Here is a 15385-nt window from a genome sequence, read left to right on the forward strand (position 1 = left end):
TATTCATTCGTAAGACGAATGCAAAGGAGCCCATCATGACCCCCCGCACCCAACGCCTCAGTCTCAGCCTGCCCAAGAAGGCCGTCTTCACCCTGCCCGACGCCCACGAGGTCGATATCGAATGCACCAGCGGCGCCGTCTGGATCACGCTCGACCACGACCGGCGCGACATCGTGCTCGAACCGGGCGAGCGCTTCCGCAGCGATTCGCACCGCCGGGCGCTGGTGGCGGCGCTGGAGCCGTCCTGCCTGCGCTTCAGCGCCGCCAAGCTCTCGGTCGCGGCCACGCCGGCACCGGCGGCACGGTCGCCTTGGCGACTGTGGCCCCACGGGATGTCCCCGGCTTGACCCGAACGCCCGGGCGTTGAACCATCGACGCTCGTGGCCAGGGAAGACGCCCGTCCGCCGCCGCCGTTCGATCGGCGTGCGGCGCCGTCCGCTCCGGGCCCCCCATTTCTCGGAGGAAGGACACACCATGGCAGAGGCATTCATCGTGGCCACCGCGCGCACCGCGGGCGGCCGTCGCGGCGGCAGGCTTTCGGGTTGGCACCCGGTCGACCTGGCCGCCCAGGTCATCGACGCGCTGGTGGCGCGCAGCGGCATCGACCCGGCGGCGGTGGAGGACGTGATCCTCGGCTGCGTGAGCCAGGTCGGCGAGCAGGCGACCAACGTGGCGCGCAACGCGGTGCTGGCCTCGAAGCTGCCCGAGTCGGTGCCGGGCACCTCGATCGACCGCCAGTGCGGCTCGTCGCAGCAGGCGCTGCACTTCGCGGCCCAGGCCGTGATGTCGGGCAGCATGGATGCGGTGATCGCGGCCGGCGTCGAGAGCATGACGCGGGTGCCGATGTTCACGCCCAACGCACTGCCGGCCAAGGCCGGCCTCGGCACCTACATGAGCCCCGCGATGCAGCGGCGCTACCCGGGCGTGGAGTTCAGCCAGTTCACCGGGGCCGAGATGATCGCCAAGAACTACGGCCTCACGAAGGACATGCTCGACCGCTACGCCTTCGAGAGTCACCGGCGCGCGATCGCCGCCAGCCGCGAGCATGCCTTCGCCGGCGAGATCGTTCCGATCGAGGTGCGCCTGGCCGACGGCTCGGCCAGCGGCGAGATGCACACGGTCGACGAAGGCATCCGCTTCGACGCCACGCTCGAAGGCATCGCCGGCGTCAAGCTGATCGCCGAGGGCGGCCGCTGCACCGCGGCCACCGCGAGCCAGATCTGCGACGGCGCCAGCGGCGTGCTGGTGGTCAACGAGCGCGGCCTGAAGGCGCTGGGCGTGAAGCCGCTCGCGCGCATCCACCACATGAGCGTCATGGGCCACGACCCGGTGATCATGCTGGAGGCGCCGATCCCCGCCACCGCGCGGGCGCTTTCGAAGGCCGGCCTGAAGATCGAGGACATCGACCTCTACGAGGTCAACGAGGCCTTCGCGCCGGTGCCGCTGGCCTGGCTGCAGAAGCTCGGCGCCGACCCGGCGAAGCTCAACGTGAACGGCGGCGCAATTGCGCTGGGCCATCCGCTCGGCGCCTCGGGCACCAAGCTGATGACCACGCTGGTCCATGCGCTCGGGCAGCGCGGCAAGCGCTACGGCCTGCAGACCATGTGCGAAGGCGGCGGCATGGCCAACGTCACCATCGTGGAGCGCCTGTGACATGAGCGCCGTGCTCTACGAAGTCAACGAAGGCATCGCGACGCTCACGCTCAATCTGCCGTCCAAGCTCAACCCGATCGCGCTCGACCTGCAGCAGGAACTGCGCGAGTGCTTCGCGCGCGTGCGCGGCGACAGCCAGGTGCGCGCCGTGCTGCTCACCGGCGCCGGCAAGGCCTTCTGCGTCGGCGCCGACCTGAGCGCGATGCGCGAGCCCGAAGCCGGAAAGACGCTGGGCGACCAGACGGCCGACTGGATGCAGTCGACGAGCAATCCGCTGATCGAGGAACTGCGCACGCTGCCGGTGCCGGTCGTCTGCGCGGTCAACGGCCCGGCCGCCGGTGCGGGCGTCGGCCTGGCACTGGCCTGCGACATCGTGCTGGCGGCGCGCAGCGCGTATTTCTACCTGCCCTTCCTGCCCAAGCTCGGGATCGTGCCCGACCTCGGCTGCACCTGGTTCATCCCGCGCCGGATCGGCCCGGCGCGCGCGCTGGGCATGGCGCTGCTCGACGAGAAGCTCGGCGCCGAGACCGCCGCGCAATGGGGCCTGATCTGGGCCGCGGTCGACGACGACCTGCTGCTGCTCGATGCCTTGAAGATCGCGCAGCGCCTGGCGCGCCTGCCGGCGCATGCGGTGCTCGAGGCGCGCCGCGCCATCGAGCGGTCGGAGCGCCACACGCTGCCCGAGCAACTGCACTACGAGAGCGAGCGCCAGCGCCAGCTGATCGAGCAGCCGAGCTTCGCCGAGGGCGTGACCGCCTTCCTGCAGAAGCGCCCGCCGGTCTTTCCGAAACGGTGAACAGGCCATGATCGAACGCACCCTCTTCGGCCCCGACCACGAGGCCTTCCGCGATTCCTTCCGCCGCTTCCTCGACAAGGAGATCGCGCCCTTCCACGAGGCCTGGGAGGAGCAGGGCTACGTCGACCGGACGGTCTGGAACAAGGCCGGCGAGAACGGCTTCCTGTGCATGTCGCTGCCGGAAGAACACGGCGGCTCGGGTGCCGACCTGCTCTATTCGGTGATCCAGTTCGAGGAGCTCTGGGCCCGCGGCTTCACGGGCATCGGCTTCGGGCTGCACAGCGAGATCGTGGCGCCCTACATCCTTCGCTACGGCACCGAGGAACAGAAGCGGCACTACCTGCCCAGGCTCGCCAGCGGCGAGATGATCGGCGCCATCGCGATGAGCGAGCCGGCCGCCGGCAGCGACCTGCAGGCAGTGCGCAGCACCGCGCTGAAGCAGGCCGACGGCAGCTACCTGCTGAACGGCAGCAAGACCTTCATCACCAACGGCTGGCACGCCGACCTGGTGATCGTGGTCGCCAAGACCGATCCGGCGGGCGGCGCCAAGGGCACCAGCCTGTTCCTGGTGGAGCGCGGCACGCCCGGCTTCGAGAAGGGCAAGCGGCTGAAGAAGCTGGGCCTGAAGGCGCAGGACACTTCCGAGCTGTTCTTCGACGGCGTGCGGCTGCCGGCCGAGGCGCTGCTCGGCGGCGCGGCGCAGGAGAACCGAGGCTTCGTCTGCCTGATGGAGCAGCTGCCCTGGGAACGGCTGCAGATCGCGATCAGCGCGGTGGCCGCCTCGCAGTCGGCCATCGACCAGACCGTGGCCTACGTGAAGGAACGCAAGGTGTTCGGCCAGCCCGTCGGGGCCTACCAGAACACCCGCTACACGCTGGCCGAACTGCAGACCGAGGTGCAGGTGGCGCAGGTCTTCGTCGACAAGTGCATCGAGCTGCTGATGGTCGAGAAGCTCGACACCGCGACCGCCAGCATGGCCAAGTACTGGACCAGCGACCTGCAGTGCAAGGTGATGGACGAATGCGTGCAGCTGCACGGCGGCTACGGCTTCATGTGGGAGTACCCGATCACGCGGGCCTACGCCGATGCCCGGGTGCAGCGCATCTACGGCGGCACCAACGAGATCATGAAAGAGGTGATCACCCGCGCGATGGGGCTGCCCGGGCGCTGAACGCCGCCACTGGCATGCGCGGGGAGGCTGCAGGACAATGCGCCATGCCCACGCTCAACGCCTTCTACGCCCAGTCCGGCGGCGTCACCTCCGTGATCAACGCCTCGGCCTGCGGCGTGATCGAGACAGCCCGCCGGCACCCGGACCGCATCGGCAGCGTCTACGCCGGGCGCAACGGCATCCTCGGCGCGCTGACCGAGGACCTGATCGACACCGGCCGTGAATCGGCCGAGGCGATCGCCGCCCTGCGCACCACGCCCTCGGGCGCCTTCGGCTCCTGCCGCTACAAGCTCAAGTCGCTCGAGAAGAACCGGCGCGAGTACGAGCGCCTGATCGAGGTCTTCAAGGCCCACGGCATCGGCTATTTCTTCTACAACGGCGGCGGCGATTCGGCCGACACCTGCTTCAAGGTGAGCCAGCTGTCGCAGTCGCTGGGCTATCCGCTGCAGGCGATCCACGTGCCCAAGACCATCGACAACGACCTGCCCCTGACCGACTGCTGCCCGGGCTTCGGCTCGGTCGCCAAGTACGTCGCGGTGTCGACCCTCGAGGCCTCGCTGGACGTGCGCTCGATGGCCGCGACCTCGACCAAGGTGTTCGTCATCGAGGTGATGGGCCGGCATGCCGGCTGGATCGCCGCGGCCGGCGGGCTGGTCGACGCGCAGGGCATTCCGGTCGTGATCCTGTTCCCCGAGATTCCGTTCGACCAGCCGGCTTTCCTCGCCCGTGTCGACGCGCTGGTGAAGTACCACGGCTACTGCACGGTGGTGGTGTCCGAAGGCTGCCACCACCCCGACGGCAGCTTCCTCGCCGAGCAGGGCAGCAAGGACGCCTTCGGCCATGCGCAGCTCGGCGGCGCGGCGCCCGTGGTGGCGCAGATGATCAAGGAGGCGCTGGGCCACAAGTTCCATTGGGCGGTGGCCGACTACCTGCAGCGCGCGGCCCGGCACATCGCCTCCGCCACCGACGTCAGGCAGGCCTACGAACTCGGCCAGCGCGCGGTCGAGCTCGCGCTCGAAGGCCGCAACGCGGTGATGCCGACGATCGAACGCACTTCGGACCAGCCTTATGCGTATCGCATCGGCACGGCGCCGCTCGATGCGGTGGCCAACGCCGAGAAGTTCATGCCGCGCGACTTCATCTCGGACGACGGCTGGGGCATCACCGACAAGTGCAGGCGCTATCTGCTGCCGCTGATCCAGGGCGAGGACTACCCGGCCTACCGCGACGGCCTGCCGGTCTACGTGACGCTCGGCAACGTCGCGGTCCCGAAGAAGCTGCCGGCCTTCGAGGTCGCCTGATGGACGCAGGAACACGCCCCGATCCCTCGCGCTGCCCCCTGTGCGGCGAGTCCAATCGCTGCGCCATCGAGATCGAGCGCGAGACCGGCCAGGCGCAGCCGCCCTGCTGGTGCATGGCGGCCGACTTCAGCGAGGCCTTGCTGGCACGCGTGCCGGCCGCCCAGCGCCGGCTGGCCTGCATCTGCGCGCGCTGCGCGGCGCAGGAGGCGCAAGAGGCGGTTCAGGGCTGAGCGTTCGGCGGCACCGGCAACCCGCAGCCCTCCCGCGGCCCGGTGACCACCTGGTGGATGAACTGCAGCTTGCCGACCGCCGTGCGCGGCAGCACGAAGGGGTAATAGTCGGGCTGGCCCATGCTGCGCGACAGCTCGTTGAGCACGTTGGTGAGGCGCACCCAGCCGTTGAGGAAGTCGAGGAAGCGCGCCGCGTCCGGATGCTCGGGCTGCCACAGGTCGGACAGGTCGAACAGGTCGCTGGCGAGTTCGACGTACTGCGCGTCGACGCCGAAACTCATCGCGGTGCCGGCGGTATCCGCCATGTGCAGGTAGTGGGCCCAGGTCTCGGCCCAGTCCTCCCAGGGGTGCGAACTCGCATAGCCGGTCACGAAGCGATCGGCCCAGTCGGTCGGCGGGCCGTTGTCGTAGTGGTTGCGCAAGGCGGTGGCGTAGTCGTCCCGCTCGTCGCCGAAGAGCCGGCGGAAGTCCTCGATCCAGGGCGTCGGCGCCACCAGCAGGTCCCAGTAGTAATGGCCGATCTCGTGCCTGAAGTGGCCCAGCAAGGTGCGGTAGGGCTCGCGCATCTCGGCCCGGATGCGCTCGCGCACGGCATCCTCGGCCTCCTCGGCATTGAGCGTGATGACGCCCATCTCGTGGCCAGTCATGACGTGCGGCCCGCCGGGCATGTGGCTCAGGAAGTCGAAGGCCAGGCCGTGCACCGGATCGCTCAGGCGCGTGACCATCGGCAGGCCCAGCGCGAGCAGTTGCGAAATCAGCCGGCGCTTGGCCAGTTCGAGGCTCCGCCACAGCGCGCCGTTGGCCTCGCGCGAAAGATCGGGGATGGTGCGCGTGACGCTGCACGACAGGCACAGGCCGGGCACCAGGCCGTCGGTGCCGAAAGCCGGATCGTCGCCCTCGCGCGGCGCCGGCACCATCCAGTTGCAGGCCGCCGGGGTCATCAGGTTGGCGCAGCGGCGATAGGCCTTGCCATGGGTGTCGCCGAAGAGCGTGAAGGTGTCGGCCTCTGCGCCCTGGAAGTCGGCCGGCGCGAGCGGCACCACGCCCAGGCGCTCGACCACGTAGCCCAGCGGTGTCAGGCAGGCCAGGCATTGGCTGTTGCGCAGGAAGACCGGCCGGCCGCATTGGCACCGGTAGGCGCGCGTCAGTGTCGGGGCCTGCGGTTCGGCCGCCAGCGCGGGGCCGCTTTCGGCGGCTGGGGGGGGCGCAGCGCGATCGTCGGTCGGAGAGTCCATGTCGGTTGATTGTGGGCGTCCGCTGTGCGCCACGCAGGAAAACGCCGATATCCTTGTAGGACAGCCCGAGCCCGGGCGTCCGCCCTCCATGAACAATCCTCCCTTGCAGTCCCTGAGCAGCCGCTACGGCGCGCGCTACCGCTGGTACCTGCTTCTTTCCGTCATGGTGGGCGTGATGGCATCGATCATGTCGTCAACCATCGTCAACGTCGCCATTCCGGACCTGAGCCACCATTTCTCCCTCGGCCAGGAGCGCGCCCAGTGGGTCAGCTCCGGCTTCATGGTGGCGACCACCGTGTCGATGCTGACCACGCCCTGGCTGCTCTCGCGCTACGGCTACCGGCGGACCTACGTCGGCACCATGGTGATGCTGCTGGCGGGCGGCCTGACCGGCGGGCTGGCGACCGACTTCTCGCTGGTGCTGATCGCGCGCGTGGTCGAGGGACTGGCCGCCGGCGTCGTCCAGCCGATCCCGGCCATCATCATCCTGCGCGCCTTCCAGCCCCACGAGCAGGGGCGGGCCAGCGGCATCTTCGGCATGGGCGTGGTGCTGGCGCCGGCCATCGGCCCGAGCATCGGCGGCGTGCTGGTCGACCTGTTCGGCTGGCGCTCGATCTTCTTCATGGTGGTGCCCTTCTGCCTCGCCTCGATCTGGCTGGCCTACAAGTTCGTGCCGACCACGGCGCCGGGGGGCGTGGTGGCGGCGCGCAGCGACCGACTCGACTGGCGCGGCCTGGGGCTGGGCACCGTCGGCACCCTGTGCCTGCTGAACGGCATGGTGGCGCTGCGCGGCGACTCGGCGCTGCACGCCGCCCTGCTGCTGGCCGGCGCCGGCATCGCCTTCGGCGCCTTCGTCGCCTGGCAGAAGCGCCTGGCCGCCGGCGGCGGCGCGCCGCTGATGAATCTGGCGCTGTTCCAGTACCGCCAGTTCGCGATGGGCAGCGTGGTCGCCTTCATCTACGGCACGGCACTGTTCGGATCGACCTACCTGCTGCCGGTCTACATGCAGGTCGGGCTGCATCTGTCGGCCTCCCACGTCGGCACCATCCTGCTGCCGGCCGGCATCGTGCTCGCGCTGACCATCGCCGGCGTCGGCAGGCTGGCCGACCGGCATCCGACCTACCTGCTGGTCAGCATCGGCCTGGCGCTGCTGGCCGCCTCCTTCGCGCTGATGGTGGTGCTGCGACTGGCCAGCCCGCTGTGGCTGCTGGTGGCGTTCGCGATCGTCGGGCGCATCGGCCTGGGCTTCATCCTGCCCTCGCTCAATCTCGGCGCGATGCGCCCGCTGGCCAAGCCGCTGATCCCGCAGGGCGCGAGCGCCATCAGTTTCCTGCGCATGCTCGGCGGCGCCGCCGGCGTGAGCCTGTGCGCGATCGTGCTCGAATGGCGGCTGGCCGCGCACGGCGACTCGCTCTCCAACCCGGCCACCAGCGCGGCCCGGCTGGCGGCCTTCGACGAGGTGTTCGCGATGCTGGCCGGCCTGTGCGCGCTGGCCATCGTCGCGGCCTGGCAATTGAGAGTGAAGACGCCGGCCACTGACAACTGAGCGCGCGGCTGCGGTCTAATAGCCCTCATGTGCCAGCTGCTCGGAATGAACTGCAACACGCCGACCGACGTGACCTTCAGCTTCACAGGCTTCGCCCAGCGCGGCGGCCGCACCGACCACCACGCCGACGGCTGGGGCATCGCCTTCTTCGAGGACCGCGGCCTCAGGCATTTCGTCGATCACCAGCCGGCCTGCGAATCGCCGGTGGCCGAGCTGATCCGGCGCTATCCGATCCGCAGCCGCAACGTCGTCGCCCATATCCGCAAGGCCACCCAGGGCGCGGTGAACCTGCAGAACTGCCACCCCTTCGTGCGCGAGCTCTGGGGCCGCTACTGGGTGTTCGCCCACAACGGCGACCTGAAGGATTTCCGACCGCGCCTGCACGGCAGCTTCCATCCCGTCGGCAGCACCGACAGCGAGCACGCCTTCTGCTGGCTGATGCAGGAGCTTGCCAAGTCGCACGCCGACGTTCCGAGCGTCGAGGAGCTGACCCTCACGCTGCGCGAACTGGCGCCGCGGCTGGCGGCGCACGGCACCTTCAACTTCATGCTGTCGAACGGGCAAGCGCTGTGGGCCCACGCCTCGACCCACCTCTGGTACGTCGAACGCCGGCATCCCTTCCTGACCGCGGAGCTGTCGGACGAGGACCTGAGCATCGACTTCGCCCAGCACACGACGCCGAATGATCGCGTGGCGGTGGTGGTGACCGCGCCGCTGACGACCAACGAGACCTGGACGGCGTTCGCGCCGCAGGAACTGGCTGTGTTCGTGGACGGGCAGCGGCGCGGATAGCGCCGCGCCGGGCTCAGTTCGCCTGTGCCACCATCTTCCGCCCACGACTGCGGGCCGCAGAGAAGTTCGCGGGCGCAGACCCGTTGCAGGCGGGCCGGAAACGGCGCGCCCGGAGATCGAACAAGCGCCACTGGGGCGCTTGCTCGAGCAAAGACCGAATGCCGGTCAGTTCGTGGGGGCTTGCTTCTTGGCCGCCGCCTTGGCATCGCGCGCGTCGACCTTGGCCTGCCCTGCATTCGCGGCCTTGCCGCCGCTGGCCTCAGGATTGAGTTCAGAAGTGTTGGCTTGGTCGCCCGTCGGCCTCTTCGCCATGCCCTGGGGCTTGGCGTTGGCCCTGTTCTGGCCTGCCGCGGCGGCCTTGCCGCCGCTGGCCTCAGGATTGAGTTCGGAGCTGTTGGCCTCATCGCCCACCGGCTTCTTCACCTTGCCTTGGGGGCGCGCATCCACCTTGGTTTGGGCGCGGTTTTGCGCCTTGCTGTTCGTCACCGGTTGCTGTTCCGACGATGTGCCGGCCGGATTCTGGGCATAGGCGCCTGCCGCGAACAGGCCGGCGATCATGACTGCGAGAAGTTTGCTCATTGTGTAACCTTCCTTGGGAGTTGGCGGTCGATTCGCCTCGCCATCAGCAGAGGTCAGACCACAACGACCGCCTGGGACCCAAGGTTGACAGGGATTCACGACGGCGGCAACCGGCGGCCGGTTGCCGCCCGTCTTCATCAGTATCCGTCAGGTCGATGGCTTGGGCAATCCGTAACTCAACTGACGCTCGTGCCGTATCGAGAGCAACACCGCTTCTCGCTCAGAATGAGCGTATGGCACGACGTGGCGAGCCAGCACCAGCTCCCGCAACTCGGGTTGGCCAAGTTCTCGGGCAATTTGCGTTGCGCTCGACCATCACCCCTGCACATCCGCCTCCAGCGCATCGATGAACATCGCCGGCACGTCGAAGCCGGTCTGCTCGGTGATCTCCTGGAAGCAGGTCGGGCTGGTCACGTTGATCTCGGTCAGCGAGCCGCCGATCACGTCGAGGCCGATCAGGAGCAGGCCCCGCTGGCTCAGCACCGGCCCGATCGCTTCGGCGATCCGGCGGTCGTCGTCGGTCAGCGGCTGCGCCACGCCCTTGCCGCCGGCCGCGAGGTTGCCGCGCACCTCGGTGCCCTGCGGGATGCGCGCCAGGCTGTAGGGCACCGGGCGGCCGCCGATCACGAGCACGCGCTTGTCGCCCTCCGAGATCTGCGGCACGAAGCGCTGCACCATGATCGTCTCGGCGCCGTTCTTGTTGAGGGTCTCGACGATCGAGCCGAGATTCAGCGCGTCGGCCTTGACCCGGAAGATGCCCATGCCGCCCATGCCGTCGAGCGGCTTCAGGATGATGTCCTGGTGCTCGGCGTGGAAGGCGCGCACCGAGGCCGCATCGCGGGTCACCAGCGTCGGCGTGGTGAACTCCGCGAACTCCATGATCGCGAGCTTCTCCGGGTGGTCGCGCAGCGAGCGCGGCTTGTTGACCACCCGCGCGCCCTCGCGCTCGGCCTGCTCCAGCAGGTGCGTGGCGTAGATGTACTCGGCATCGAAGGGCGGGTCCTTGCGCATCAGCACCACGTCGTAGCCCTTGAGCGGCCGCTCCTGCACCGGTTCTTCACGAAACCAGTCGTCGGGGTCGCCGGTCAGCACGATCGCACGCGCCTTCGCGGTCACCGGCTGGCCGCGCTGCCAGCCCAGGTGGCGCGGCTCGCAGACCGAGAGCGTGTGGCCGCGCCGCTGGGCCTCGCGCATCATCGAGAAGGTGGTGTCCTTGTAGATCTTGAACTGATCCAGCGGGTCGGCAACGAAGAGGATGTGCATGTCAGGAGGTCTTTCCGGCGGCCGGAGCCGAAGCCGTGGAGGAGGGTGTCGCGACGGGCCGCTCGGCCGCCGATCGCTCGTCGAGCCTGATCTTGCCGGCAGGCGCGATGTCCTTGCCGGCGTGGGGTTTGCGGCCGAGCTGCTGGATGCCGAGCGCCACGGCGCCGGCCACCACGCCCCAGAAGGCCGAGCCGATGCCCGCGAGCGTGACGCCCGAGAGCGTGACCAGGAAGGTGATCAGCGCCGCCTCGCGATGCGATTCGTCGCGCACCGCAGCCGCCAGCCCGCCGCCGATGGTGCCCAGCAGCGCCAGGCCGGCGATGGTCGCGACCAGTTCCTTCGGAAAGGCGGTCAGCAAGCCCGTCACGGCGGCGCCGAACAGGCCGATGACGACGTAGATCGCGCCGCAGCTGACCGCGGCGGTGTAGCGCCGCGCCGAGTCCTCGTGCGCCTCGCGGCCCATGCAGATGGCGGCCGTGATGGCGCTGAGATTCAGCGCGAAGGCCCCGAAAGGCGCCAGCACCAGCGTGAAAAGGCCGCTGATCGTGATCAGCTTCGACACCGGCAACTGGTAGCCCGCGGCGCGGATCGCGGCGACGCCCGGCAGGTTCTGCGAGGCCATGGTGACGACGAAGAGGGGCAGCGCCAGGCTGACCACCGCCTGCCAGCTGAAGACCGGGATCGTGAATACCGGCAGGGCGAGGCTGAAATGCACCGCGCTCCAGGCCAGTTCGCCGCGCGCAGCGGCGAAGGCGATGCCGACGCCCAGCGTGAGCGGCACCGCGTAGCGCGGCAGCGCGCGCTTGGCCGCAAGATAGGTGCCGAGCATCAGCAGCACCAGCGGCAGCGCCGTCTGGGCGGCAATGAAAGCCTGCAGCCCGAAGCGCGCCAGCACGCCGGCCAGCAGCGCCGAGGCCAGCGCCATCGGGATCCTGTTCATCACGCGCTCGAACCAGCCGGTGGCGCCGGCCAGGGTCATCAGCAGGGCGCAGACGATGAAGGCGCCGACCGCCTCGTTCATGCTGTAGCCGGCACCCGCGACCGCCAGCACCGCGGCGCCGGGCGTGCTCCAGGCGATCATCACGGGCTTGCGCCACCACAGCGAGGGCAGCGCCGAGGCCAGGCCCATGCCGAGGCCCAGCGCCCACATCCAGGAGGAGATCATCTCGGGGGTGGCGCCGAAGGCCTGCGCGGCCTGGAACACGATCGCCACCGAGCTCGTGAAGCCCACGAGCACCGCCACGAAGCCCGCGGTGAAGGCCGAGAGGCTGAGATCCTTGAAAAATCGCATCGGTAGATTGTGCCGGGGTGTTGCCGCACCCTTCCAGGAACCCCCGGTAGGGGGTGGGCGGCTACACGAAGTGAGCCAACCTGGGGGCGAGCTAGATCTCGATTTTGGAGCCGAGCTCGACGACGGCGTTGTTGGGCAATCCGAGGAAGTCCGCCGCCCCGCTCGCGTTGTGGTGCATCTGCGCGAACAGCTTTTCGCGCCAGGGCGCCATGCCGCTGCCCAGCGTCGGGATCACGACGTCGCGCGACAGGAAGTAGCTGGTCGCCATCGGCTCGATCTGACAGCCGCGCAGGCGCGCGTTCTCGAGCGCGCGCGGCAAGTCGATCTCGTTCTTGAAGCCGTAGTGCACCACCACCTGCCAGCAGTGGTGGCCCAGGGCCTCCATCTCGATGCGCTTGTCCATCGGGATCCACGGCACCTCGTGGTTGCGCACCGTCACGAACAGATTCTGGTCGTGCAGCACCTTGTTGTGCTTGAGGTTGTGCAACAGCGCATTGGGAACCACGCCGGGCTCGGCGGTCATGAAGACCGCGGTGCCGTCGACCCGCGCCGGCGGGCTCACGAAGACCGAGTCGAGGAAGCCGCGCAGGTCGATCGCCTCCGCCAGCTGGGTCTCGCCCATCAACCTGCGCCCTTCCTTCCAGGTCAGCATCAGCATGAAGATCGAGCCGCCGATCAGGAGCGGGAACCAGCCGCCGTCGAACAGCTTGAGCAGGTTCGAGGCGAAGAACAGGAAGTCGACCAGGAAGAAGGCGCCGGTGGCCGCGATGCACAGGAACAGCGGGTACTTCCAGGCGTAGCGGATCACGAAGAAGGTCAGCACCGTGGTGATCAGCATGTCGGTGGTCACGGCAATGCCATAGGCCGCCGCCAGATTGCTCGACGAGCGGAACATCACGACCGCCAGCACGATCGCGACGAACAAGCCCCAGTTGACGAACGGGATGTAGATCTGGCCCGCCGTGCGGACACTGGTGTGCTCGATGTTCATGCGCGGCAGGTAGCCGAGCTGGATCACCTGGCGCGTGACGCTGAAGGCGCCGGTGATCAGGGCCTGCGAGGCGATCACTGTGGCGGCCGTCGCGAGGAACACCAGCGGCAGCAGCGCCCACTCGGGCGCCATCATGAAGAAGGGGTTCTTGACCGCCAGCGGGTTCTCCAGCAGCAGGGCGCCCTGGCCGAAGTAGTTGAGCGTGAGCGCCGGCATGACGACCGAGAACCAGGCGATGCGGATCGGGCTCTTGCCGAAGTGGCCGAGGTCGGCGTAGAGCGCCTCGGCGCCGGTCACGCACAGCACGGTGGCGCCCAGGATGATGAAGCTGGTGCCCGGGTTGTTCCACATGAAGCGCAGCGCGTAATGCGGGCTCATCGCCTTGAGGATCTCGGGGTGGGTGACGATCTGCGACACGCCGAGCAGCGAGATCGCCAGGAACCAGGCCAGCGTCACCGGGCCGAAGAAGCGGCCGATGCCGGCGGTGCCCCGCTTCTGGACCACGAACAGGCAGAACAGCACGACCAGCGTGATCGGGATCACGTAGTGGCGGAACTGCGGCGACACCACCTCCAGGCCCTCGACCGCCGACAGCACCGAGATCGCCGGCGTGATGACGCCGTCGCCATAGAAGAGCGAGGTGCCGAAGATACCCACCACCAGCAGCACCCGCCGCAGCCGCGGCTTGTCGACCACCGCCTGCGAGGCCAGCGCGAGCATCGCCACCAGCCCGCCCTCGCCCTCGTTGTCGGCCCGCAGCACCAGCACCACGTACTTCAGCGAGACGATCACCGTCAGCGTCCAGAAGAACATCGACAGGATGCCGTAGACGTTCTCGACCGTGAACGGGACGTGACCGTGGCCGAACACCTCCTTGACCGCGTACAGGACGCTGGTGCCGATGTCGCCGTAGACGACACCGATGGCCGCGAGGATCAGCGCAGCGGAGGAGGATTTAGGGGCGGACACGGGGTCGGTGCAAAGGGTCGCGGGCGTGCAGCACACCGCGCGGCGCCTCGGAGGCCCGCTTCGGCCGCTTCGTCGCCTTCCACCCTGTCGTTTGCATTGTTATGGGGCCGCTATTTTGCCGTTGTAGCGATCGCCTGCAAGCTATAAACCGGAATCATTCATAAACTTCGGCATCCGGGTCGGTGGCCTCGAGCTCGTAGCTGGCCGCCACCATCGCGAGCCGGCCAATCACGCCATACATGTAGAAGCGGTTGGGCGCGCTGGCGCCGGGCTTGGCACCGGGCTGAGGTAAGTGCGCACTCTCCGAAAATGCCAGCGGCACGAAGCTGGCGCCCGGCAGGTTGAGGTTCTCGTCCGGCTTGCGCTCGGCATGCACCCGATAGAAGCCGCCGACCACGTAGCGGTCCATCATGTAGACCACCGGCTCGGCGACGCCGTTGTGCACCCGCTCGTTGGTCAGCACGCCTTCCTGGACGATCAGGTCGCCGAGCTCCTGGCCCTCCTTGGCGGCGCCGGCCTTGCTGGCGCGCGGACGGCGCACCAGGGCTTCGATCTCCTTGGCGTCGCGCACCGTCATGACGCCCAGGCCGGCGGTGCCGTTGTCGGTCTTGACGACCACGAAGGGCTTCTCGTTGATGCCGTATTCCTTGTACTTGCGGCGGACCTTGGTCAGCAGCGCGTCGACGTGGCTGGTCAGCACGTCGATGCCCTGGCCGGTGGCGAAGCTGACGTCGGCGGCCCTGGCGTACATCGGGTTGATCAGCCAGGGGTCGATGCCCAGCAGCTTGCCGAAGCGCTTCGACACTTCTTCGTAGCTGTGGAAATGGTTGCTCTTGCGGCGCACCGACCAGCCCGCATGCAGCGGCGGCAGCAGGTACTGCTCGTGCAGATCCTCGAGGATGCCCGGCGTGCCGGCCGACAGGTCGGTATTGAGCAGGATCGTGCAGGGGTCGAAATGCTTCAGACCCAACCGGCGCTTGCTGCGCACCACCGGCTCCAGGCACACCGTGTCGCCGTTGGGCAGCTCGATCTTCTTCGTCGACTTGATCGCCGGGTCGATCGAGCCCACGCGCACGTTGAGCCCGGCCATGTGGAAGATCCGCACCAGCTGCGCCACGTTGGCCAGGTAGAAGGTGTTGCGCGAGTGGTTCTCGGGGATCACGAGCAGGTTGCGCGCCTCGGGGCAGATCTTCTCGATCGCGGCCTGGGCCGCCTGCACCGCCAGCGGCAGCATCTCCTGCGTCAGGTTGTTCCAGCCCCCGGGATAGAGGTTGGTGTCGACCGGCGCCAGCTTGAAGCCGGCGTTGCGGATGTCGACCGAGCTGTAGAACGGCGGCGTGTGCTCCATCCATTCGAGCCGGAACCAGCGCTCGATGGCGGGCGTGGAATCGAGCACCCGCTGCTCGAGTTCGTTGATGGGGCCGGTCAGGGCGGTGACGAGATGGGGGACCATGCGGGCGGCCTTGTTGGATTTGTATCTGAAGCTAGCTAGGCGGAATTGTAGATTTGGGGGCGAACGCCCTGATCACAATCTAAAGGTGTGGCTCGCCCCCAGGTTGCCCGGCACT

Annotated in this window: 14 protein-coding genes; 8 read left to right on the plus strand and 6 right to left on the minus strand. The window is 68.5% G+C overall.

What is annotated here, in order from left to right; all coding sequences use genetic code 11:
* Positions 1–35 precede the first annotated feature (35 nt).
* The 6 genes from AC1D2O_RS26755 (at position 36) to AC1D2O_RS26780 (ending at position 5151) form a co-directional block, all read left to right on the plus strand.
* Complete coding sequence (locus tag AC1D2O_RS26755; RefSeq protein ID WP_478086690.1) at positions 36–347, plus strand: DUF2917 domain-containing protein; 312 nt, start codon at positions 36–38, stop codon at positions 345–347.
* Between the two features lie 127 nt (positions 348–474).
* Positions 475–1653, plus strand: a complete 1179-nt coding sequence (locus AC1D2O_RS26760) for an acetyl-CoA C-acetyltransferase (protein ID WP_478158177.1) — start codon at positions 475–477, stop codon at positions 1651–1653.
* 1 nt (position 1654) lies between these two features.
* Positions 1655–2449 (plus strand): enoyl-CoA hydratase-related protein, encoded by a 795-nt coding sequence (locus AC1D2O_RS26765; RefSeq protein WP_478158178.1) that lies wholly within the window; start codon positions 1655–1657, stop codon positions 2447–2449.
* 7 nt (positions 2450–2456) lie between these two features.
* Positions 2457–3620: an acyl-CoA dehydrogenase family protein gene (locus AC1D2O_RS26770; protein ID WP_478158179.1), complete on the plus strand. Its 1164-nt coding sequence runs from the start codon at positions 2457–2459 to the stop codon at positions 3618–3620.
* 44 nt (positions 3621–3664) lie between these two features.
* Positions 3665–4921, plus strand: coding sequence for a 6-phosphofructokinase (locus tag AC1D2O_RS26775; protein ID WP_478086696.1), 1257 nt, complete (start codon positions 3665–3667; stop codon positions 4919–4921).
* A complete protein-coding gene (locus AC1D2O_RS26780) occupies positions 4921–5151 on the plus strand; it encodes a cysteine-rich CWC family protein (RefSeq protein ID WP_478086698.1) in 231 nt (76 codons plus the stop codon). Before AC1D2O_RS26775 ends, AC1D2O_RS26780 begins: the two co-directional genes overlap by 1 nt.
* Here AC1D2O_RS26780 and AC1D2O_RS26785 read toward each other — a convergent pair.
* Positions 5142–6386, minus strand: a complete 1245-nt coding sequence (locus tag AC1D2O_RS26785; protein WP_478086700.1) for a zinc-binding metallopeptidase family protein — start codon at positions 6384–6386, stop codon at positions 5142–5144. The genes AC1D2O_RS26780 and AC1D2O_RS26785 overlap by 10 nt on opposite strands.
* A gap of 88 nt (positions 6387–6474) precedes the next feature.
* Here AC1D2O_RS26785 and AC1D2O_RS26790 point away from each other — a divergent pair, with 88 nt between their 5' ends.
* Both AC1D2O_RS26790 and AC1D2O_RS26795 read left to right on the plus strand, forming a co-directional pair.
* Positions 6475–7932, plus strand: a complete 1458-nt coding sequence (locus AC1D2O_RS26790) for an MFS transporter (RefSeq protein WP_478086701.1) — start codon at positions 6475–6477, stop codon at positions 7930–7932.
* A 27-nt stretch (positions 7933–7959) separates the two neighbouring features.
* Positions 7960–8724 carry a class II glutamine amidotransferase gene (locus AC1D2O_RS26795; protein WP_478086702.1) on the plus strand — a complete coding sequence of 255 codons (765 nt, stop codon included), beginning with the start codon at positions 7960–7962 and terminating at the stop codon, positions 8722–8724.
* Between the two features lie 165 nt (positions 8725–8889).
* On the opposite strand, the gene AC1D2O_RS26800 is transcribed toward AC1D2O_RS26795, so the two are convergent.
* The 5 genes from AC1D2O_RS26800 to gshA form a co-directional block, all read right to left on the minus strand.
* Positions 8890–9282 (minus strand): hypothetical protein, encoded by a 393-nt coding sequence (locus AC1D2O_RS26800; protein ID WP_478086703.1) that lies wholly within the window; start codon positions 9280–9282, stop codon positions 8890–8892.
* Between the two features lie 336 nt (positions 9283–9618).
* On the minus strand, positions 9619–10566 hold the full coding sequence (gshB, locus tag AC1D2O_RS26805; protein ID WP_478086705.1) for a glutathione synthase: 948 nt from the start codon (positions 10564–10566) through the stop codon (positions 9619–9621).
* Between the two features lies 1 nt (position 10567).
* Positions 10568–11857 (minus strand): benzoate/H(+) symporter BenE family transporter, encoded by a 1290-nt coding sequence (locus tag AC1D2O_RS26810; protein ID WP_478086706.1) that lies wholly within the window; start codon positions 11855–11857, stop codon positions 10568–10570.
* 91 nt (positions 11858–11948) lie between these two features.
* Positions 11949–13817 carry a potassium transporter Kup gene (locus tag AC1D2O_RS26815; RefSeq protein WP_478086708.1) on the minus strand — a complete coding sequence of 623 codons (1869 nt, stop codon included), beginning with the start codon at positions 13815–13817 and terminating at the stop codon, positions 11949–11951.
* Between the two features lie 154 nt (positions 13818–13971).
* Positions 13972–15270 (minus strand): glutamate--cysteine ligase, encoded by a 1299-nt coding sequence (gene gshA / locus AC1D2O_RS26820; protein ID WP_478086709.1) that lies wholly within the window; start codon positions 15268–15270, stop codon positions 13972–13974.
* Positions 15271–15385 lie beyond the last annotated feature (115 nt).

It is taken from the genome of Variovorax sp. P1_G12 (genome assembly GCF_056405555.1).

What these genes read in the sequence shown, in the direction of transcription:
- AC1D2O_RS26800 (WP_478086703.1), bottom strand. Translation starts at nt 9,282, where the DNA reads ATGATCGCCGGCCTGTTCGCGGCAGGCGCCTATGCCCAGAATCCGGCC.
- AC1D2O_RS26775 (WP_478086696.1), top strand. Translation starts at nt 3,665, where the DNA reads ATGCCCACGCTCAACGCCTTCTACGCCCAGTCCGGCGGCGTCACCTCC.
- AC1D2O_RS26790 (WP_478086701.1), top strand. Translation starts at nt 6,475, where the DNA reads ATGAACAATCCTCCCTTGCAGTCCCTGAGCAGCCGCTACGGCGCGCGC.
- AC1D2O_RS26760 (WP_478158177.1), top strand. Translation starts at nt 475, where the DNA reads ATGGCAGAGGCATTCATCGTGGCCACCGCGCGCACCGCGGGCGGCCGT.
- AC1D2O_RS26765 (WP_478158178.1), top strand. Translation starts at nt 1,655, where the DNA reads ATGAGCGCCGTGCTCTACGAAGTCAACGAAGGCATCGCGACGCTCACG.
- AC1D2O_RS26795 (WP_478086702.1), top strand. Translation starts at nt 7,960, where the DNA reads ATGTGCCAGCTGCTCGGAATGAACTGCAACACGCCGACCGACGTGACC.
- gshA (WP_478086709.1), bottom strand. Translation starts at nt 15,270, where the DNA reads ATGGTCCCCCATCTCGTCACCGCCCTGACCGGCCCCATCAACGAACTC.
- AC1D2O_RS26785 (WP_478086700.1), bottom strand. Translation starts at nt 6,386, where the DNA reads ATGGACTCTCCGACCGACGATCGCGCTGCGCCCCCCCCAGCCGCCGAA.
- AC1D2O_RS26770 (WP_478158179.1), top strand. Translation starts at nt 2,457, where the DNA reads ATGATCGAACGCACCCTCTTCGGCCCCGACCACGAGGCCTTCCGCGAT.
- AC1D2O_RS26755 (WP_478086690.1), top strand. Translation starts at nt 36, where the DNA reads ATGACCCCCCGCACCCAACGCCTCAGTCTCAGCCTGCCCAAGAAGGCC.
- gshB (WP_478086705.1), bottom strand. Translation starts at nt 10,566, where the DNA reads ATGCACATCCTCTTCGTTGCCGACCCGCTGGATCAGTTCAAGATCTAC.
- AC1D2O_RS26810 (WP_478086706.1), bottom strand. Translation starts at nt 11,857, where the DNA reads ATGCGATTTTTCAAGGATCTCAGCCTCTCGGCCTTCACCGCGGGCTTC.
- AC1D2O_RS26780 (WP_478086698.1), top strand. Translation starts at nt 4,921, where the DNA reads ATGGACGCAGGAACACGCCCCGATCCCTCGCGCTGCCCCCTGTGCGGC.